Below are 21,380 nucleotides of genomic sequence, written 5' to 3'. Positions count from 1 at the left end.
TTATCTTTTAAGGCGTTCCCAATCCCGGCGTATGTCCTTAATCAAGCCCTTAATGTTACTTATATCGGTAAGGTCCCTGGTTTGATATTTTCTTAATTCTTCCAGGGGTTCACTGTCATCGATCAGGACAGGAAAGAGATAATTAAAGCCGGCACGAACCTCGTCGGCCAATCGCAGTGCAAGGTTGATCTCCTTATTGACATAGCCCCTTACCTTGCCTGCCATAGCCTTACTTTGCACCACTATGAAATAGTCTATATCCTTGATAGTTCTCTCTAGAACGAGATTCCAGTTATCGCCAGACCTTATTCCCTCTTTGTCTATCCAAGGATTTAACTGGCCCTTTTTGAGACTCCGATAAATATCCATAGCTTCTTTTTTGTCTTCGGATGCGTGGCAAATAAATACGCTAGGAGCTCCTGGTATGTCTATCTCGTCGTCTTCATGGTCCGGACGGATCCCCGTTTCTTCCTCCTTGCCTTTCAACTTATTCTCGCAAAGCTTCCTCAACTCACTGATAAACTCATCCAATTTGCGTTCAGGGTAGATGATGTTCAGTTTGTTTTTAAAAAGAACGGTTATACGGTCTGAATCGGATTTGTCATCTGTCATCATTTTTTCCAAGGCAACTGAACGGCGCGAACGGCCCTTTTGCACTTCTTTACCACCTAGTAAGGTATATAGCAGTATACGCAAATACCAATTCTGAAATCCGAACCCTAAAAAGACAAAAGAGGTCTTTTCATCACAGAATCTGCTGCTAATATTACTTTGTAGGGCCGGGGTTTGAGAGATGATGCTTAATAAGTAATCGAGCAGGTGTATTTCGGAGACCACCACCGAATCCCAATTGTCCGAACTACCATAAAGGTAGAATAGCATCGGTTTTTTTTCATCTTCCCATCTAGCCTGATCGCGTTTTCTTCCTTTGTGATTGTAAAAGTCTACGTAAAAATCCTTATCAATTTTCAGATCCTTCCTCTCAAAAGCTCTGATCAATGACTTATCTGGCGAAGCATTTATTATCAAATTAAAGGGTATTGCGGCCAGATCATCATATACCGGCCTTTCATCGCAGTTTTCCCTAAAAAATTCATCTGCTTCAAATTGAAGGGCATCTTCGGGCTCCTGGTGTAAAAACGCTTCGATTACCTCCTCGAGATCATCCTCATTCCCAATTTTAGGATTGCCGTCAATTTCTCCTACCAAATGATTGGCAAAGTGACTGGTGATCGGTTTTGATTTGCCTTCTATCTCCACGGAAGCCATATCCGGACCAATTACGAGGATACAGTTGCCTGAGATAATATTGTTTACGAGAATTTTCCAATCCCGTCCCTTCATCTTAATAGTCGAACTCATATAAAACGCGTCGTAACTTTTAGTACATCTGACATATGGTCTAACAGTGCTCTGAGCAACTTCTGGTAAGTTATTTTAAGGGCATGTAAACCTTTAAACCAAAGGGGGAGTAATTAAATGTAAGAAATTACGCTCTATTTATCAACTCAATTGATCTATTTATGCCTTGAGATGACTGAGGATGCAATTTCTTGGAAGTCCGATCCTTGAAACCTGAAGTTCTTTAAATACCTCAAGTTCCTATCAAAGTATCGCAGGTCATATTAAGAAAAAAACCTTTTGAAGACCTTTATTTCGATCGTTATTTAAATCGGTAATTTAATAGAATAAAGCCAGGCCGTTTATCAACTTTCTCCTCCCCCTACCAACCATACAGAAAATTCGTGCATTTATACAAATTCAAATCCCTCATTTAGATTTTTTAAGGTATCTTATCAGGTGGAACGGGATAGCCGTTTTCTCATATCCAAAACGCATTGCATCGAACAGGACCCTATGGCCCACAAACCCTTGATGATGAAATTCTCCCGAAATCACCCAAAGGAACATTCCCACACAGCTAATAACTCAAGCCTCGTAACTTCTGGCCCGTACTTCCTGCTATTTCTTTTTCTACTGAGCTTTATACCTCTCCAGAGCCAGGTAAAGGTCCTCGAACGTGCGCGTGTGGTGAACCTGGCGGTAATCGATTCCAATATCAGGCTTACGCCTACCCAACCCGAACAACCCGTACACCCACCCAAGATCGCACTGATCATAGGGAATGCCAGCTATAGCGAAGGGAACGAAATTGACTCCCCGGAACACAACGCGGATACTATGGCCGACAATTTCAGAGAGCTGGGGTTCGATGTGATGCTGCTCAAAAACACCACTCGCCTCGACCTGCGTAAGGCCATCATCCAATTCATCCGCAAATCACGGCATGCACAGACCACCTTCTTCTACTTTTCCGGGCACCTGGTAAAATCTGACGGAAATAACTTCCTGGTCCCAACGGACGCTACCCTTGAAGACGAAACAGTACTAAAGGATCAGACCATCCCCCTGGATTACCTCATCAGAAAACTTAACCGAAAGGCCAGGAACCGCATCGCTATAGACGCCTGTTACCCCAACAATTTTGGGATTGGCACCCAAAACCCAAAAGAAGAACTCTGTTTTAGCCCTCCCGCAAAGTGGCCGGATGATACCTTTATCAGCTTTAGCGCATACGAAAACCAACTGGCGCCTGTGGTAGCTGGAGACGATATCAGCCTCTTTTGTTACCTCTTCGCCTTCAACTTACAGCAGCAGGTGGTCTACAATACTTTTATGGATACCAAAAAACTGGTTAAGAAATTCTCTTCAGGCAAACAAGACGTTTATTATTATGGGAAAATGAGTCAAACGGAATATTGGGGCCCTTATCAATTCCAGATATTGGCCCAAAGCCAGGCCAGTTACCCCAAATTCTCCTGGCCACCACCTTTCGCCTCCGCCTCCGAGCAGATAGATGAGGCTTTCTTTGCCGACAGCCAGACCCTTGGTGACATCAACAAAAAACTATTGCGCTCCCTGGACAACCAGGGCTATTTTGATACCAGCCACTACGCCATAGAGGAAGGCCAAACCAACGGCTTTGCCATCGCTACCCGACTGGAACAGATCAACGATGATGCGAGCTCCCTGGATGGAGACAACCGCTGGAACAAATCCCTGATCTCAACTACGTCCGACTTTTCATTGACACAATACCTCAGATCCCTGTTTTTCCCCAGGGAAGGATATTTTAGGGTGATCGTCTTCGCCGTGGTCAACCAGCCCTTTTCAACCAGTGGCGGAAATGCCTCGAGAGAAGAAGTGATCACCTGGGTAAGCGGCGGGGCAAGCGACCTTGAAGAAACCATCGCGGGAATAGATGCCAGCGGCTATAAAGTCTATGCCCTGATATACGAATACCGCCTGCCGGAAAACGATATAACCGCAACCATTGAGAAACCAAGCGACCATGCGGGCAGAATACATTTAGAAAAATCAGGGCTCTGGGCCCAACTAGCCGGTACTGAATAGAAACCGTGAGACGCTTAAAGAAAAGACTTTCCCTCATACTGCTGACCGGACTTGTTCTGCTGTCTCTGATTTTGCTGGGGCAGAGTTTCGGAAACAAGTATGCCAACCTGACTTACCTGGCCTGGTTGTGGCTAATTGTCCTATACGTAGCACCGCTGGTGTTACTATTTAAGAGTCCCACCTCAGGGAAAGCAACCGGGACCATCCCGCTCACCGCCCTGACCAGCCTTTTTGTCCTGGTCTCCCTTCTGGCCATTTTATTGCAACCCTTTGCTGTGGATTCCTGGGCTAATGATTCGGAAGGAGCCCATGTAACCCGTATTCGAACACTGATGAGTTCGCTTTACATCCTCATTCCGCTGGAGTTGCTCATACTATTCCTCATACGTAAGTATTTCAAGGCGGAAACCAGAATACTTACCCTACCCGATACCCCGACGGCCTTTATTTCGTATAACCACAAGGACCATGATTTGGCCGAAAACATACAGAAAAGGCTTGAGGCAGCCTCCATTGAAGTCATCATAGATCACGAAGACATGCAGGCTGGAGAGAACATTGAGGGTTTTATACAGGACTCCATCCTGGCCTCCACGGTTACCATATCCCTGGTCTCTAACGCCAGCTTGAGTTCCGGCTGGGTGGCCATGGAAACTATAGATACCTTTTTCCTGGAACGCTATCTAAAACATCGAAAGTTCGTAGCCTGTTACCTTGAAGACGACTTTTTCAAAGACAATTATGTAATTGAGACTGTTAAAAAGATAGACGAGCAGCTTGAAACCAAACTAAAGCACAAAGCGGAGCAGGACCTGCTCAACATCGATTCCAGAAACCTCAACAATGAGATCACAAGACTCCGAAAACTCAGGAATGAAATAGACCAGATCGTCTCCAGACTAAAAGGCAGCCTTAGCCTGGATGTACGGCCAGCTACATTCGATCAAAGCATGCAGCGATTGATCGAAATGATCAAATCAGAAGATTGAGATCCCCTGCGGAATTACAACTCTCCTCTGCCTCTTCTACCATACTGTAGAGGGTATCCATAAACCGGGTTAGTGTTAAAAGAAGCTAAAAGTGCAGTTAGGGCCACCGCTTTTTTGGTAAATTAGGGTGTCCCTGGATCTTAGAAGGAAGCTCTTTCAGGGCTTTTACGAGACAGTTCTATTTTAACCTGCTTCGCATCACAACTAAATAGAACCTAATCATGAAAAGAAGACATTTTATTGAAACCCTCGGCGCCGGAGGCCTTTTGCTTAGTGCCTCTCCGCTAATTTCCTGCTCAAATACTTCCCGGCCTTTAAACATCCTTGTTTTGGGAGGTACTGACTTTTTAGGGCCTGCTATTGTAAAGGCAGGTATACAAAAAGGGCATAAGATTACCTTGTTTAACCGCGGCATCACCAATCCAAAACTCTTTGCGGAGCTTCCGCTGATCAAGGGTGATCGCGAAAAAGGAGCCGGGGCCTATCGGGCGTTGCAAGAACAACGATGGGATGCGGTAATAGACGTATGGCCACAACAGTCCGGCTTGGTGGATGAAGCTACCTCCGCCCTTCAATCTCATACCGGTCACTACCTCTTTATCTCCAGCGTGGCGGTGTATAAAGATTTTAATGAACCCTTCCGCGCGGAGGATTATCCGGTTGTCACCTTACCTGAAGATCGAAGCAGTTGGGGTTATTCTGAAGAGAAGGTCGCTTCTGAGGCTTTAGTTTCAGAACGTTTTGCCGATAATCATACCATTCTGCGTCCCGGCCCTATCAAGGGATGGCGAGACCCTGCCTATGACTTGTTGTATTGGCTGATAAAACTGGAACGTAACGAAAGTATTTTGGCGCCTGGAGATGGCAGTGACCCGGTTCAGTTCATCGATGTAAATGATGTTGGGCGTTTCGCGATCACAGCTGTGGAGCAAAAGGAGATAGGCAAATACAATTGTGTTGGGCCAGCAGAAACCCTTTCCTGGAAAGCATTCCTGGAGGCCGCTAAAGCGCACCTGGGATCCTCTTCTGAATTGGTTTGGTCAGACCGGGAGTTCCTGAGTCAGAACAAGGTGTATGCCTGGGAAAGCCTTCCCCTTTGGGCCCCGATTACCGACGACTACTTCATGAAAATAGGCAACAGTAAGTCTGTAGCCGCAGGATTCACCTATGCTTCCCTGGGAAAAACCATTGAGGACTGCCTTCAATGGCACCGGGAAAACGGGGATCCGAATATCACTTTCGGACAGGGAGATCAACCAATAGGAATATCAAGGGAAAAAGAATTGGAAGTCATAAAGATCCTAAAAGGATAGTTCGTCCAGAGCCCGGTTATTTCACCTCCAATAACTTCTTTAAACGCCTCTGAATCGTGTCGTTCTTAAGCCTGGCCTCTAAGGACAGAATTGCCGATTCGGACAAATAACGACCCAAAGGTAAGATGGGGGTGATAGTTTTGGTACTGTCTCTTGGGGCTTCTATTGGTGTTCGTTTAGACTCGATCATATAGTCATCGCCGAATAAGTTGAATAGTTCATTGGGATGAGCGAAAATAGCATTAGCGGCTACCTGCGGAGGCGCCAGCAACTGACTGGAATACCGAAGCGTGTCTTTGGCACTTTTTGGTTTAGTTATATTGCGTATCATCAAAACCCGGATATCCAGCTTAGGTTTAAGATCCTCGTATTCCTGATCTACAATCCCTTCAAAAGCCGCGACAAGACGGGTAGTTAGCGTCCCGCCAATATTGTCGTAATAGCCGGCATCCGCGTATTGACCTACACCCGGGACACGCCCAACAGGACTGATATAAGGAAAACGCGCATTGAGCAACATGCCGGTATTGATCCTAATGGCCTTCTGCTCTTTCATTTTGTTTGCCGCCCTCTCGTAATTTGCCAGAAAATCCCTGAAAATATGGGTCCCAAGGGAATCTTTTACCAGGTTTACCGGGCTGATCACCGCGTAGTTCCCGCTTTGAAGGTGGGTGGTATTTACCAGGATCACAGGAGGTGTTTTTCCACTCTTGCCCTTGCGGGGTATAAAACTGAGGAATTCCCGGTTTATCGATGGTGCTATAGTGCCGTTGAAAGTTTCTGAATATCGGGAGGCCCACTCGCCTTCCAACAGTTCAGCCCTGTCCTTAAAACTAAAAATACCGGAAATGCTCTCGGCCAGGTCCCTGCCCAACAGGGAGGCGATTGAAGAAGATAAATAGTTCTGGTCGTAAACCGTACTGGCTTTATAGCGATATACGCCACTGCTTTTTAAGTTTATAGTGCGATCCTTTTGGAAAGCCTCGTAAGCGGCATTGTAAAACATATTGTTACCAACATTGCCGCCGGATGCCCCCGTCATGGAAAACAAATAGGTATTGAAATAATCCGGATTGGTCTCGTACAATTTACTGTGTATCAAAAAAGACCACAATCCGGCGCGTGAGCCTCCTCCTTCCGCGGCCACAAAGATCACCGGGAATTTTGTTGACGCTGCAATGGTATCACGCCGGTCTTCTATCCAGGAACGTATGTGTTCCTTTAGACCCGGGCGTTCATTTACCGAAATTGTCCTTTTGGTGCTGGACACCTCATAATGGTTAAAATCCTTCCTGGCTGCCGTAATTCCTCCCCAGATAAACAGCAGGAATACCACTACGGATAACAAGGGGATCTTTAGCTTGGCCCCCAATACCTTGATCGCCTGGGCCACGCTAAACAAACCGATAAGGAAAACCAGGATAACCGTAAGCGGGTTTAAATTGCTGGAATACCCGGGTACCACAAGAAATACCAAATACAAAACAAAGGCGATGGCTGTAAGGCCGGCAATGAGAAAAACCCCTACGTTCTCCTTAAACCATAATATGAGCCTGGAATAAGAGACTGATACGATGAAAAAGAAGAGACTCAACAGCAAAAAGGCCCAAAACAAGCGGACGATGTCCTCATCCGAACCTCCCCTGTTGAAAAAGCCAAGTATAATAATGATCAAGAGACAAATTACCGCCAATACAAGCGTTATCACTCCCTTTCTATCCCATTTTTTCATGAATCTGGCGAACCATTGACCTATATCCTGATAGAGGCTGAGCAATAGGAGAAACAGGAAAATAGTCAGACCCCATCCAGCACCTATGAATATGACTTTGCCGGTAATGGTGTTGAAGGTATGTTCTACGGCAAAGGTTGTAATCAGCAACAATATGGTCCCCAGAACCTTTGGGAGCATACGCTCCAGGTACTGGTCTTCGGTCTCCTTATCGTCATAGTCGGACTCTTCGCCCTTGCTGATCGCTTTTTCCTTACTATCCATAGGCACATAGGCCGCTTTGGAATTGTTTCCATTCAGGTAATCATTCAGGTTACTGATCAGAAAGGCCAGTACGGTTAGGCCAGCGAAGAAAAACAGCATTTCCTTAAAGTGGTCCCTGGGCTGGTTCAGGACCAGGAGCAGGTCATTGGTCTGAGGAAAATTCCAGAACATCAAATACACCAAGCCGATAATAAGCACAGGGATAATGTGCTTCCTTAATTCCAGCACGATCTTAAAGATCCAGCTTACAATGGACTGGAGAAAACTGCCTTGGTTTTCCATAAATCGGTTATTGGTCGTTGATTATTTTTCCTACAATTTACTCAATAATCCGGAGACCACCTCTTAGGCCAGAGGGAACAGGCATTTAGGGATGAAAATGATGCCACAGGATCTTTGAGGTATCAAATCAGCTTGTTCCATCCACACAAAACTTCCTGCATTCTATACAATTTATCCTACGGATCGTAAAATAAATCCATACTTTGAAGGAAATAAAGTGCCCCCCTTGTAAGTCTTATCGCTAAGTCAATAACCTGTATGCCCATGCCTTTTAGCGCAGATCATCAGCATTATCCCAAGGAAGGTGATACCACTACTACCTCAAGGGATGAGACTATGAGCACCGGGGCAAACACGAAATCCAACGAAACCCACGGCAGCCAGACGGAAATCGGTGATTACAATGTGCTGATACTGGAAAAAGACATTCCTATGGTATCCCGCCTGGTCATTTGGTTAAAAAGGGTGTTTCCGGAGATCCAGGTAGTTGCGGTGATATCCAGCCTCTCAGAGATCCCAACGGTCTTCAGAAATCATAAACCGGATCTGATCTTTTGCAAAGCTACCTATATACAAGCCATTAAGGCTTTCCTGGATGAAACTGCATTACCGGGGATAATTTCCTTGTCTGAAAGCCCGGAAGACGCTATAAAAGCCCTAAGACAAGAAAATTATGGCTTTATTTCCCTGCCGCTAAAGGGCGAGGAAGCCAGCCTCTCTATCCGTTGTGCCCTAAAGAAAGTAGAACGCCATAAGAAACAGCTGGAAGCGATTAGCGAAAGCTCAAACCGAAAAAGCAAATTGATCGGTGTACCTACCATTGACGGCCTGGAGTTCATCAACTCAGAGGATATCATCCGCTGTGAGGGGCTTCAAAAATGCACCCTGATCATCACCACCGCCAGAACACATATCATCAGTTCTTACAGTATCGGCAAATTTCGGGAACTCCTCAAAGGCTGTGGTTTTTTCCCTTGTCACCGCTCCCATCATATTAATCTCAAATTCGTGAAAAAGTACTCACGCGAAGGCTATATCTTCTTCAGCTCAGATTCCAAACCGGTTCCACTTTCCAGACGGAGAAAATCTGACTTCCTCCATCAGATCAGGAGCTAAAATCCCATTCACATCAATTTTACATATACCGTTCCGCGACAGGCCAAAAAAGGACTGATGCGATAGCTATTGACCTGGTTTAAGCCACCAAAGACCATTCATGCCAAATATACTACCGTTCGTACCAATTACAGTACCGCCAGGCAAACGTAGCTTGATATGGGGGATACGCAGGCCTATCTTGATATAAAAATTGGCCAAACCACTGTATGACCATAAAGAGGATTTTTTTTGCCGAGGATATCGGAAGTCGTGAATTGGATTACAGCAAACTTGATACAGATGTGATCGTCCACTTAGAGAATGGGGATCATTACAAGGCTCATTTTATCAGCCTGAACGAATTGGTAGACGCGGTAGAGGAAAGCTATCGGAAACGGAGCGAAATGGCAAAAAGATACTATTGGTCTAAAAATATGGTAATCGTCAAGGATCTGAAACGCGAAGAATTGCATCCAATGATCACCGATATGATAGACGAAGGTGACTTTCAACTCATATTTGAAAAACTCAGTCCTTAATAATGATCGAACAGACCCTGCAATTCATCAGAACACAGTTGAGCAATGACCCCACCCTCAACCTAAATGCCAATGATATCATTGCAGATAACCTGCATACACTTCACAACGATCCGAACAAAGAAGGGCTGTTCCTGTCCCTGGTGAACATAGAAGAAGAGGCCACCATGAAGAACAAACCGAATTACATCCGCATAAACAATCAATTGCGGCGGATGGAACCTCCTATCGTTCTGAACCTATTCATACTTTTTGCCTTTAAACTGGAGACCTATACCACCAGCATCACCAAACTGTCTCAACTCATAAGTTTTTTCCAAACCAACAAGTGGTTCACCTTTAACAATGTGACAGACACTCAACTTTTCAACCCGCCCATAGACAGACTGATCTTCGAGATGTACAATGTAAACTTTGAACAGCTGAATCATATCTGGAGCGTATTGGGTGGCAATCACTATCCGTCTGTGCTCTATAAGATAAGAGTAGTTAAAGTACAGCGTAACGAACACGCTGAAGCCCCGGAGGTGAGCAGCATAAGCCTGGACAGTCAATTGAATTTGAAATCATGAGTTTTACGCTAACATACCAACGCCTTTTTACCGTTCGGGTTAAAGAACAAACCACCGATATTGCGGTAAGGGGATTGCGGTTTAGCCCTACTCAGGCCTGTAATGAACTGCTAAACCGTTATCAGCTGGTATTTAAAGAAAGGGACAATGGTTTTGATATTTACTACAAAACCTTCCCGGAAGCTTCAGTCCCCATTCAGGCAGAAATCACGGAAAAGATCAGGTTTTCTTTTGGCATTGAGATCACAGACCCGGCCTTCATTACAAAGTATGAGCCTCAAACCAGCGAAGTGCCTCAATTCTACCTGGATAATTTAAAAACTGACGGCGGTATTTCTCCGGGCCAGAACCTAACTGCATCCACCAGCCTGGGAACGGCAGACCTGGCTTTTATCAAACAACAGTCTTTTGATCAACGCACAGACTTGCCGACAACAAATACGCCGACAGAATGGCGTCTTAAAAAGAAATTTACACCACAGGATGTATTACAGACCATCCCAATAGACCCGCCCACATCCCCAAGTATGCCTCTGATCTATGTGCGGATCAACGATCCCATAGAGCAGGAGAGTGATTACATAGCAGATGAAGGGCCTTATTTGCTTGAAACAGACCAGGCAAGTCCGGCGGCAGCCACGGTTTACCTGAGCAACAGTATAAAACAAAGTGCTGCCAACGGCGTATTGGACATTTATTGGAACAATTCTCAATCTACTGCCCCGGCAGATACCGGAAAGGCTTATCAAATCATTTTAAAACTGAAATAGTAATAAAACTCCAGAAATATGAATTACAAGACACCCGGCGTTTACATAGAGGAAATCAGCATCTTCCCTCCCTCTGTAGCCCAAGTAGAAACGGCGATCCCTGCATTTATCGGGTACACGCAAAGCGGGCCCACTACACCAAAAAAGATCAAATCCCTGGTGGATTATGAGGCAGTTTACGGGGGTCCGGCCCACGAATTGCCTGAATTCTCCATAGATGCTTCAGGAAACATTAGCGGTACTATCCCCGCCACCCCGGTATACAAACTTTATTACGCCCTGCAATTGTACTTTGCCAATGGCGGAGGGCCTTGTTATATTGTTTCTGTAGGTAACTACACCATCCCTGCAAACGTCAACGATATTGACAATACCGCGCTCACCGGTGGACTTGCCCTGCTAAAAAAGGAGGATGAACCCACAATGATCGTCTTCCCGGATGCTCCCGGGGAAACGGACCTTTATGTAGCGGCCATGCAGCAGTGCGCTGACCTGGGAGACCGCTTTGCCATCTGCGATGTGACCCCGGTAGCGGACGCCACAGATCCGGCGGGAAGCTCTGCAACTCCCTTTAGAAATGCCATAGGAACCAGTAACCTGATGTATGGAGCGGCGTACTATCCGAACCTGGAAACATCGCTTACCCATATGGCCGCAGACGATCAGATAGATGTGGATAATGATGGTACAGCAATGAAGTTGCGGCATACGGAAGAAGCTATCACAGCTACTCCGGCCCTTGCGGATGCTTCGCTCTTTCACGCAGACAATGGATCTCATAAAGAGAAGTATTACGAAATCAAAAAATCTATCGCGGACGCCACCTTGGAAATGCCGTGCAGTGGAGCTATCGCTGGCGTTTATGCTGCCGTGGATAGCAGCCGGGGAGTTTGGAAAGCTCCGGCCAATGTAAGTCTCAATCTGGTTAAAAAACCAACTGTACACCTGGAAAATGTAGAGCAGGACGGCCTGAACGTAAGCGATACCGGAAAATCCATCAACGCCATTCGCTTCTTTACAGGAAAAGGACCCCTGGTATGGGGGGCTCGTACCCTGGATGGAAACAGCAATGAGTGGCGATACATCTCTGTAAGACGGTTCTTCAATATGGTGGAAGAGTCCGTTATGAAGGCCACGGAAAGGTTTGTTTTTGAACCCAATGACGCCAACACCTGGATAAAGGTCAAATCCATGATCGAGAACTTCCTGGTACTTCAATGGAGAGCCGGCGCCTTAATGGGTGCCAAGGCCGAACAGGCCTTCTTTGTAAAGGTCGGACTCGGTGAAACCATGACGGAAGACGATGTACTCAACGGCAGAATGATCGTTGAGATCGGAATGGCAGTCGTACGGCCGGCTGAATTTATCATCCTACGTTTCTCTCACAAAATGCTTGAATCATGAATTACAAAACTCCCGGTGTTTACGTAGAAGAAGTCTCCTTGCTGCCTCCATCGGTGGCACAGGTAGAAACTGCAATTCCGGCCTTTATCGGGTACACGGAGAAAGCAGCGGATGAAGACGGAAATTCCCTGCTTAAGGTTCCAACTAGGGTTAAGTCCCTGCTGGAATACGAGGCTTACTTCGGAAAAAGCCATCAACAGCCAATACTGGTTACCCTGGCAGACCAACCACCCTTTCAACCACAAAGTGTTGATTTTAACGGAGGTGAAGTTCCTTACAGGATGTACCAGGCCTTACAAATGTACTTTGCCAACGGAGGCGGCCCATGTTATATCATATCAACAGGCGACTTTGATTCCACCACACCCACTCCCAGTCTGGACGCCATAGACGATTATACGGAACTTAAAGAGGGCCTGGATGCTGCCCGGAAAATAGACGAGATCACACTTATTCTTTTTCCCGAAGCAGATAGGCTAAGCATTAATCAGTACTACGACATTTATAAAGACGTACTTTCTCAGTGCGCTGATCTCAAAGACCGTTTCGGGCTTTTTGATGTATTGCCTTCAGACACGGATGCCAGTGGTTTCCGGGATAATATCGGTGTAAACAACCTGAGTTATGGGGCCGCATATTACCCCTACCTGGATACTAAAATCGTGCATCCGCACTCAGACAGTACCGTTACCCTGTCTCATGGAGCGACGGATGCCTTCAATGGTCAAACGCTTGCCGCCCTTGGTACAGTTGCAGAGGCACTGGCCCACCAGGCCCAGGTGGTAGCGGCCAAAGCTGTTGCAGACCAGGCTGTGATTGACGCGGGTCCCCTGCCTAAGACCGGAAAACTGGAACAGTACAGGATTGCCCTAGGGGCTGCCCAAAAGGCACACAAGAACGGTGAAGACGCTCTACTGCTGGTAACGGACGACACTTTCACTTCAGCGGAACTGACTGCTGCCAAAGCTACATTGGACGATGTTATCGGGAGAAATATCTCATCATCAACCAACAATACGGACATAGAAACCGCCATAGCAGACCTTGCTGCTTCCTGCGCGGACAGTGAAACCGCGGCCGGTAACATTCTGGCCCAGGTAAACACGGATCAGGGAATACCTGCAGCCAGAAATACCAATATCGCGACCTATTTTACGAATGCTTTTCTGGCCGAAGTCAATACGGCCCTGAGCGAATTCACGGTAGCTATGCCTCCTTCTTCTGCAGTCGTCGGGATATATGCAAGGACGGATAATACCCGTGGCGTATGGAAGGCTCCTGCCAATGTGAGTATTAACCTCATCAACGGGCCAACAGTAAAGGTAGACAATACGGACAATGACAATTTTAATGTGCACCCCACAGGAAAATCCATAAACGTTATCCGCTCCTTCACCGGAAAAGGAACACTGGTATGGGGAGCCAGGACGCTGGACGGAAACAGTAACGAATGGCGGTATATCTCCGTACGCCGATTCTTCAATATGGTTGAAGAATCTGTTAAGAAGGCCAGTGAGCAGTTTGTTTTTGAGAACAACGACGCTAATACCTGGGTAAAGGTAAAAGCGATGATAGAAAACTTCCTGATCCTCCAATGGAGGGCGGGAGCGCTTATGGGTGGGAAACCTGAAGAGGCCTTTTTTGTGAAGGTAGGCCTTGGGGAGACCATGATCCAGGACGATGTATTGAACGGAAGGATGATCGTTGAGATCGGAATGGCCGTTGTACGACCTGCAGAATTCATCATACTGCGATTCTCCCACAAAATGATGGAAGCTTAATAAAACAAAACTTTAAATCCTTATAAAATGAATGAGTATCCTTTAGTAAAGTTCCATTTCCAGGTAGACTGGGGCGGAACAAAGATCGGCTTTACCGAAGTATCTGGTTTGGACATGGAAATCGAACCTATAGAGTACAGACACGGTGCCAGCCCGGAATACCACAAAACGAAAATGCCGGGCATGCAAAAGTTCAGCAATATTACCCTTAAACGTGGATCTTTTGCCAGTGATAACCAGTATTACGAATGGATGAATACGGTGAAACTGAATACCATAGACCGTAGAGACATTACCATAAGCCTGCTGAACGAAGAGCATGAGCCTACCGTGGTCTGGAAGGTAAAAAACTGCTGGCCTATGAAAATCCAAAGCACGGATCTGAAAAGCGACGGGAACGAGGTGGCTATTGAAAGCATGGAGCTCGTTCATGAAGGTTTAACCATTGAGTACGTATAAGCATGGAGATCTATCCGCCGGTAAGTTTTTATTTCAGGGTTTCTTTTAACGGTATTGGTTCTGGCACCATTGACACACAATTTCAGTCTGTGGCAGGACTTTCCGTTGAAATGCAAACCGAAACGATCGCGGAAGGCGGAGAGAACCGGTTTGAACATGTTTTACCGATTCGGTCCAAGTACAACGACCTTACCCTGAAAAGGGGGTTGTTTAAGGACTCAGAACTCATCAGTTGGTGTTTCGATGCTTTTGAATCCACCATAATCAACCCGGTAAGCCTGGACATCTCAATGCTCAATGAAGAGGGAGATCCCCTTTTCACCTGGAACGTGGTTCACGCCTGGCCCAAGAAATGGAGTGTAAGCGACCTCAATGCGGAATCCAGTGCTATAGCCATTGAATCCCTGGAATTGTACTATCGATATTTCAGAGTATCAAAAAGCTAAGATATGCCCGTAGAGATCAATCAATTACATATCAAAGTAAATGTAAGCAGCCCGGAAAAGCAGGAAGAAATACCCTCACAGGGCCAGTCCAAGAAGGACCGTGAGGGGATTATAGCGGCCTGTGTCGAAGCTGTTCTCGAGGTATTGAAACAAAAGGAAATGCGGTGATATGAGTTTTTCTATGAACGAAAAAATGACAGTTAGATCCTATAGCGATCCGAAATTCGAACAGGAATTAAAGGACGTTGAGCCTTTTGTAGTCCATGTGAATCCGGAAAACTATACCCAGTCCACTCAGATCAATTTTTCTGATGAGCAGGCCCAGGGTACTAGTGGAAAACAGAACAACCACAACAATACGGAGCCTTTAAAAATGACCTTCGATTTTCTGCTGGACCGCACCGGGGCCCTTGGGAACGAATCCGATGCGGAAAACGGGGTGAAAGAAGACATCGACCACTTTAGAAAGGTGGCTTTAGATATGGAGGGCGAGATCCACAAACCCAGATATCTGAAACTTTGCTGGGGAGCCCTGATCTTTAAATGCCAGCTGGAGAAACTCGATATTGAATACAAGCTGTTCAACAAGGAAGGGAAACCACTCAGAGCCACCCTCAAATGCGAATTCAGAGAATTCAAGGAAGACGAACAACGGGTTAAGGAAGAAAACAAACAGTCTCCGGACCTGAGTCATGTTCGCATCGCTGAAGCCGGAGACAGTCTTCCGTTAATGTGCTTCAAAATATACGGAGACTCCAAATACTACCTGGAAGTAGCCAGGGCAAACGAACTCACCCATTTTAGAACACTAAAACAAGGGCAGCGACTGCTCTTTCCACCTTTAGACAAAACGGTTAACTGATGGCAGAAAAACAGACCATATCGACCTCCCAGCCCTCAGATTCGGTCACCTTTACACTTCTAAGTGAAGGTACAGCGTTGCCGGATTCCATTGCGGTGCAAAGCATTGCGATCTGGCAGGAAGTAAACCGGGTTCCCAGGGCCAGGATCGTAATCCTTGATGGTTCTGCTGCCGATCAGACCTTCCCCACAAGCGAGGAGGACTTTTTTATTCCGGGAAAGGAACTCGAAATACAGGTTGGTTATCATTCAGACGAGGAAAGCCTGTTCAAGGGAATTGTCGTAAAGCACAGTATTAAGATCAGAAGTAATGGAAAAGGGCACCTGGTAGTAGACTGCGCGCATCCTGCCGTAAAAATGACCAAGGTTCCGAAGAGTCGTTACTTCTATGACAGTACGGAATCTGATGCCTGGACTACAATTGTCGATGAATACGGGCTTAGTTCGGATATAGCCAGTACCGACTTCAGCCATAACGAACTACTTCAATTTGAGTGTACGGACTGGGACTACATCGTATCCCGGGCAGAGACCAATGGACTGTTTGTTATTGGAGAGAAGGAGGATTTAGTCATCCAACCTCCGGATTTCGGACAGGAAGCCACCGAGGCGGTAAGCTTCGGCTCTACTTTGCTTTCTTTGGATGCTGAGATCGATGCTTCCACCCAATTAAGTTCGGTGACCGGGCAGACCTGGGACTATTCCAAGACAGAAATTACGGAAATAGAAGCCACTGCCGGAAACACGGTTTCTCCAGGCAACCTGGATTACGATTCACTAAGCGAAGTTTTTAAAGAAACCCAACTGCTGTTGCGAAATAATGCCAAACAGCCGGACGAGGTCTTACAAAAATGGGTAGACGCTACCCTTACCAGGTATCAGCTGGCCAAGGTAAGAGGTCGGGCACAATTCCAGGGAATCCTGGAAATGAAGGCCGGAAAGATCATAGAGCTTCAGGGGCTCGGAGACCGTTTTAACGGCAAGGCATTCGTAAGCGGTGTAAAGCATGAGATCAGCAATGGAAATTGGCTGATCGATGTTCAATTTGGTCTGGATCCCACACCTTTTGCCAAACAGGCGGATATCAGTACATGTCCGGCAGCCGGCTTACAAGCAGCCGTTAGTGGCCTTCAGATCGGGATTGTTACCCAAATTGAAGGGGATCCGGAAGGAGACGAGCGAATATTGGTCAATATTCCCCTGGTCAATGCCGACGATAAAGGGGTTTGGGCCCGAATGAGTACAGCAGGTGCAGGAGATAGCCGGGGCATTGTAAACAGACCTGAAATTGGGGACGAAGTACTGCTGGGATTTGTCAATGACGATCCGGTAAACCCGGTAATCCTTGGCAGTTTACATAGCAGCAACCTTCCTTCACCTATAGCCGCCAGTGATGATAATCACGAAAAGGGGTGGACCACCCGTGGTGGCATTGAGCTTAAAATTCACGATGAAGAAAATTCCATTCAGATTAAGCTTCCGTCAGGCAAGGAATTGTTTATGTCCGATGATGCCGATGAGATCAGTATCAAGGATGATCACAACAATTCGATACTTCTTAACAGTGACGGCATTACCCTGGAAAGCGGGAAGGATATTATTCTGAAGACAGGTTCCGGAGACCTGAAGATGGAAGCCATTAACCTACAGGCCTCGGCCCAGTCAGGTGTCAAAATGGAAGGCAGCGGAACCGCTGAGATCTCCTCTTCGGGATCCACAACAGTTAAAGGAAGTATAGTACAAATCAATTAAGATGGGAGCACCGGCCGCACGAATAACAGATATGCATATTTGCCCAATGATGAATCCCGGGCCCGTTCCCCATGTAGGTGGCCCTATTCTGCCGGCAGGAGAACCCACGGTTTTAATAGCAGGAATTCCGGCGGCAAGAGTGGGAGATATGGCCACTTGTACCGGGCCCCCGGACACTATCGTAGCAGGTTCTTCCACCGTGATGATCGGAGGTATGCCGGCTGCCAGATTAGGAGATTCAACTGCCCATGGCGGCACTATTGTCGGCGGGGCACCCACAGTTTTAATCGGATAATATGAAAAGTGAACGCCCATTTACCGGAACAGGTTGGAGTTTTCCACCCGCCTTCAGCAAAACTGAGAAAAAGGTGCTGCTTACCAGTGACAGGGAGGATATTGAAAAGAGCCTGGAGATCTTGTTAGGAACCATAAAAGGAGAACGGGTAATGCAGCCTTCCTTTGGCTGTAACCTGGACGAAATGGTCTTTGAGTCTTTCAACCTGACTATGAAGAACTACCTCATGGACCTGATCAGTACAGCCATATTGTACCACGAAGCGAGAATAGAACCTCTAAAGATCAGTATAGACGAAAGTACAATCCTGGAAGGAAAAGTATTGATTGTTATTGACTACATCATCAGAGCCAGTAATTCCAGGTTCAATATGGTGTATCCCTTTTACATCAATGAGGGAACCGAGATCCCGAAACCCCTTAGCAGTCAGACCATATGAGTGCAGAATGCAAAAATACCAATCCTTTGTCCCGGGAGGGTACTACCCAGGTACGCAGGCTCATAGAAGCCCTGCTTCCTGAAAATGTAAAACTACACGAACTCACGGTTGAGGACTGGCTGTCATTTGCCAAAGACTATGCCTCACTGATCAACTACTACAAGAGTTCAGATCCGGAGCTACCCGATGGGGACTGGGATAACTTCTTCCCTGAAAAGGATGAGATATCCAATTTTCTCAACCTCAGTATCGACGGGAATACTGAGCCGCACCTGGCACTTTTTATCGCATTTCTAAAACTGCTCTACTATCCGCAAAAAAGCCTGAACGAAATCCCGAAAAGGCACCTGGACTTTTATTACGGTGAAGTACTAAAACTCAGTCCAAGGGAGTTTTCTCCGGATACGGTTCACCTGATCTTCGAATTAGCTAAAAATGCCGAAACGGAACTCGTGGCGGACCAAAGCGCGCTTGAAGCCGGAAAAGACGAGGAAGGAAACAAGCGGCAGTACCGGACAGCAGGAGATTTTGTAGTTAACCAGGCCAAAATAGGAAGCCTTCACAGCCTGTTTACAGACGAGGACGGCCAGCTGCGATATGCGCTTCAGCCCAATACCAAAGATGGGCTCGAAGAACCGTTGGAAGGCGATCTGAGCTGGTCTGCTTTTGGAGACGCATTATGGCCACTGGCTGAGCTGGAGTTTGCCTTAAGCGGAAAGATCTTTGATCTAAGGCAGGGTGAACGGGTATTGAATTTCAATTGGGAATTCGATAAGGATTTTAATTACGATGGCCCTATCTATGCCTCTTTGACCACGGAGGAAGGCTGGACAGACCCTCTGGTAGTTGATGTGAGTGGCCCCAGGCATAACGAATGGAAGGTGTTGATCTCAGCTGAGGAAGCCTCCATCAGCCCCTATGTGGAAGAGATCCACCTGAAAAGACTGCAAACCGAACTTCCGGCAATAAAATTCCTAATGGAAGACCCCTCAGCCTATAAACAGGCACGGGACGTTGTGGTTTCCAAAGTAACCATTACAGCTACTGTAAGTGGGGTAACAGATCTGATCATAAAGAATGAACTCGGACTACAACCCACAGACAAACCTTTCATGCCTTACGGTCCCAGACCTAAGAAAAATGCAAGCCTCAACGTGGAATGCGGGGAATTTGACGGCAAGGAGATCGCTTCATTTGACCTGGCCTTCAACTGGCTGAACCTTCCTCCCAATTTCAGCAATCACTATTCGCATTATGACGATGCCATTTTGGCTCAGCAACAGGAGGAATTGAACAACCTTGGCTATCTGATGCCGTATTTCATGCTGGAAGGAGACACCCCATTCTTTAACGAATTCCAGAAAACGCCTATAGACCTGACCAACACTCAGGCAGATACCCGACGGGAAACCTTTAAATTTTTGGTTAGCTCACCCTATTTCGAAGGGGAGACGGAATTTGAAATGTTTACCGGCTTGCCCCAGGTACAGAAAAACGCCGCCAAAACGCATTTAAAGGGGGGTAATATCAGGCTTCGTCTCAAAGAATCATTCTATCACGATCTCTACAGCGATATCTATGTTTCCGTGATTACCAAGAACATGTGGAGCGGAGTTGACCCGGACCAACTCCCCAACGAACCTTATACCCCTTTGGTGGACTCCCTCAGCCTGGGCTATTCGGCAATAGCCACAGTGAGCCTGAACGAAGACGGTTTGGCGGGGGATATGGTGGAATTTCATCATCTCAATCCTTTTGGCAGCTCTCAGGTAAGCTCAAAAACCACCATCTTAGCCGATCATCCAGGGCACAACCTGTATATCGGTCTTTCCGATGCTCATCCGAGGGATGTTATCTCCCTGCTTTTCCAGGTATCTGAGGGCAGCGAAAACCCTGAGTTGAGTACTTTCGCCCCGGGGCAGGAGATCCGATGGTCCGTACTCGCGGAAAATGACCATTGGCAGCAACTGGGAGAAACCGATATTATCCTGAACACAACTAACAACTTCCTGCGTTCAGGGATAGCACGTCTGAGTCTTCCCGGAGAAAGTACCGATTCTCATTACCTCCTGGGAGATGGCATGATCTGGCTCAGGGCACAGCTATTTAAAAAGCCTGAGGCGATCGCTCGCTTCATAGGAGTCCATAGCCAGGCTACCACAGCTATTTTTGAAAATAACAATAACAGTCTGGAACACCTGAATTCTGGCCTTAGTCCCGGTGAGATCAAACAATTGGCTAATAGAAAATCAAAGATCAAGGGGGTACAACAACCTTACGCCTCATTTGATGGGAAACCTCAGGAATCCGACCAGGATTTTTATCGAAGAACAAGTGAACGACTCCGTCACAAAGACAGGGCCGTGACCATTTGGGATTTTGAGCACCTCACCCTTGAGGCTTTCCCACAAATACACAAAGTAAAATGCCTGAATCACACCCGCTTCCATAACAACAAGGTACAGGAACGGGCTCCCGGTCATGTAACCCTGGTTGTGGTCCCGAAGATCAGTGATCTAAGCGCGGCATTTGGCCTGTACCCAACAGTAAGTCAGAACACCAAGGACGAAATCCAAGCCCATCTGGCACCAAAACAGGGACTCCATGTGGATATGAAAGTGGTTAACCCGATCTATGAGTTGGTTGAATTTGATTTTAAGGTTCGATTCTACAAGGAATACGATTACAATTTCTTCCGGGCTCAGCTGGAAGAAGAGCTTATCGCCCTGCTTGCGCCCTGGGCCTATGACAGCAGTGCAGAGATCAAGTTTAACAATTCGATCTACAGTTATGACGTCATCAATTTCATAGAAAACCTGGAATATGTAGACTTCCTGGAAGACTTTAAGATGTATCACAAGCCAACGGGAGAAAGCTGGGAGATGAAAAGCAGGATCTCACCCAGCAATGCCATGGCGGTATTGGCTCCCAAACAGACTCATACCATTGTAGAAGCTCAAATATGTTAGT

At 46.6% G+C, this 21,380-nt stretch carries 19 protein-coding genes; 17 read left to right on the top strand and 2 right to left on the bottom strand.

The window, feature by feature from the left end:
- Entirely contained in the window at window positions 1-1,362 is a 1,362-nt protein-coding gene (locus GTQ38_RS20035; protein WP_161437360.1) for a toll/interleukin-1 receptor domain-containing protein, read from the bottom strand.
- Window positions 1,363-1,857: 495 nt separating this feature from the next.
- On the opposite strand from GTQ38_RS20035, the gene GTQ38_RS20030 reads away from it, so the two are divergent.
- From GTQ38_RS20030 to GTQ38_RS20020, 3 genes are all read left to right on the top strand, one after another.
- Window positions 1,858-3,414, top strand: a complete 1,557-nt coding sequence (locus GTQ38_RS20030) for a caspase family protein (protein WP_161437359.1) — start codon at window positions 1,858-1,860, stop codon at window positions 3,412-3,414.
- A gap of 5 nt (window positions 3,415-3,419) precedes the next feature.
- A complete protein-coding gene (locus GTQ38_RS20025) occupies window positions 3,420-4,403 on the top strand; it encodes a toll/interleukin-1 receptor domain-containing protein (protein WP_161437358.1) in 984 nt (327 codons plus the stop codon).
- 221 nt (window positions 4,404-4,624) lie between these two features.
- Entirely contained in the window at window positions 4,625-5,716 is a 1,092-nt protein-coding gene (locus tag GTQ38_RS20020) for an NAD-dependent epimerase/dehydratase family protein (protein ID WP_161437357.1), read from the top strand.
- Between the two features lie 16 nt (window positions 5,717-5,732).
- Here GTQ38_RS20020 and GTQ38_RS20015 read toward each other — a convergent pair whose 3' ends face one another.
- On the bottom strand, window positions 5,733-7,994 hold the full coding sequence (locus GTQ38_RS20015; RefSeq protein ID WP_161437356.1) for a hypothetical protein: 2,262 nt from the start codon (window positions 7,992-7,994) through the stop codon (window positions 5,733-5,735).
- A 264-nt stretch (window positions 7,995-8,258) separates the two neighbouring features.
- Between GTQ38_RS20015 and GTQ38_RS20010 the strand changes: the two genes are divergently transcribed.
- The 14 genes from GTQ38_RS20010 (at window position 8,259) to GTQ38_RS19945 (ending at window position 21,379) form a co-directional block, all read left to right on the top strand.
- Window positions 8,259-9,110, top strand: a complete 852-nt coding sequence (locus GTQ38_RS20010; protein WP_161437355.1) for a LytR/AlgR family response regulator transcription factor — start codon at window positions 8,259-8,261, stop codon at window positions 9,108-9,110.
- Between the two features lie 209 nt (window positions 9,111-9,319).
- Complete coding sequence (locus GTQ38_RS20005) at window positions 9,320-9,631, top strand: hypothetical protein (protein ID WP_161437354.1); 312 nt, start codon at window positions 9,320-9,322, stop codon at window positions 9,629-9,631.
- A gap of 2 nt (window positions 9,632-9,633) precedes the next feature.
- Window positions 9,634-10,203, top strand: a complete 570-nt coding sequence (locus tag GTQ38_RS20000) for a DUF4255 domain-containing protein (protein WP_161437353.1) — start codon at window positions 9,634-9,636, stop codon at window positions 10,201-10,203.
- Window positions 10,200-10,973, top strand: a complete 774-nt coding sequence (locus tag GTQ38_RS19995; protein WP_161437352.1) for a hypothetical protein — start codon at window positions 10,200-10,202, stop codon at window positions 10,971-10,973. Before GTQ38_RS20000 ends, GTQ38_RS19995 begins: the two co-directional genes overlap by 4 nt.
- A gap of 18 nt (window positions 10,974-10,991) precedes the next feature.
- Window positions 10,992-12,377: a phage tail sheath family protein gene (locus GTQ38_RS19990; protein WP_161437351.1), complete on the top strand. Its 1,386-nt coding sequence runs from the start codon at window positions 10,992-10,994 to the stop codon at window positions 12,375-12,377.
- A complete protein-coding gene (locus GTQ38_RS19985) occupies window positions 12,374-14,158 on the top strand; it encodes a phage tail sheath family protein (protein WP_161437350.1) in 1,785 nt (594 codons plus the stop codon). The genes GTQ38_RS19990 and GTQ38_RS19985 overlap by 4 nt, the downstream gene beginning before the upstream one ends.
- Before the next feature lie 27 nt (window positions 14,159-14,185).
- Window positions 14,186-14,617 carry a phage tail protein gene (locus GTQ38_RS19980; protein WP_161437349.1) on the top strand — a complete coding sequence of 144 codons (432 nt, stop codon included), beginning with the start codon at window positions 14,186-14,188 and terminating at the stop codon, window positions 14,615-14,617.
- A gap of 2 nt (window positions 14,618-14,619) precedes the next feature.
- Window positions 14,620-15,063, top strand: a complete 444-nt coding sequence (locus tag GTQ38_RS19975) for a phage tail protein (protein ID WP_161437348.1) — start codon at window positions 14,620-14,622, stop codon at window positions 15,061-15,063.
- A 3-nt stretch (window positions 15,064-15,066) separates the two neighbouring features.
- On the top strand, window positions 15,067-15,231 hold the full coding sequence (locus tag GTQ38_RS19970; protein WP_161437347.1) for a DUF5908 family protein: 165 nt from the start codon (window positions 15,067-15,069) through the stop codon (window positions 15,229-15,231).
- Between the two features lie 25 nt (window positions 15,232-15,256).
- Complete coding sequence (locus tag GTQ38_RS19965) at window positions 15,257-15,925, top strand: CIS tube protein (RefSeq protein ID WP_238858049.1); 669 nt, start codon at window positions 15,257-15,259, stop codon at window positions 15,923-15,925.
- The gene (gene vgrG, locus GTQ38_RS19960; RefSeq protein WP_161437345.1) at window positions 15,925-17,676 is read left to right on the top strand and encodes a type VI secretion system tip protein VgrG; all 1,752 of its coding nucleotides are present in this window, start codon (window positions 15,925-15,927) and stop codon (window positions 17,674-17,676) included. Before GTQ38_RS19965 ends, vgrG begins: the two co-directional genes overlap by 1 nt.
- Window position 17,677: 1 nt before the next feature.
- A complete protein-coding gene (locus GTQ38_RS19955; protein WP_161437344.1) occupies window positions 17,678-17,971 on the top strand; it encodes a PAAR domain-containing protein in 294 nt (97 codons plus the stop codon).
- 1 nt (window position 17,972) lies between these two features.
- Window positions 17,973-18,410 carry a GPW/gp25 family protein gene (locus tag GTQ38_RS19950; RefSeq protein ID WP_161437343.1) on the top strand — a complete coding sequence of 146 codons (438 nt, stop codon included), beginning with the start codon at window positions 17,973-17,975 and terminating at the stop codon, window positions 18,408-18,410.
- Window positions 18,407-21,379, top strand: coding sequence for a baseplate J/gp47 family protein (locus tag GTQ38_RS19945; protein WP_161437342.1), 2,973 nt, complete (start codon window positions 18,407-18,409; stop codon window positions 21,377-21,379). The genes GTQ38_RS19950 and GTQ38_RS19945 overlap by 4 nt, the downstream gene beginning before the upstream one ends.
- Window position 21,380: the final 1 nt, after the last annotated feature.

The organism is Poritiphilus flavus, from assembly GCF_009901585.1.
In the GTDB taxonomy this organism is placed as follows: domain Bacteria; phylum Bacteroidota; class Bacteroidia; order Flavobacteriales; family Flavobacteriaceae; genus Poritiphilus; species Poritiphilus flavus.
The sequence above is the reverse complement of the archived record's forward strand: the minus strand, read 5'-3'. Positions and strand labels throughout refer to the sequence as shown.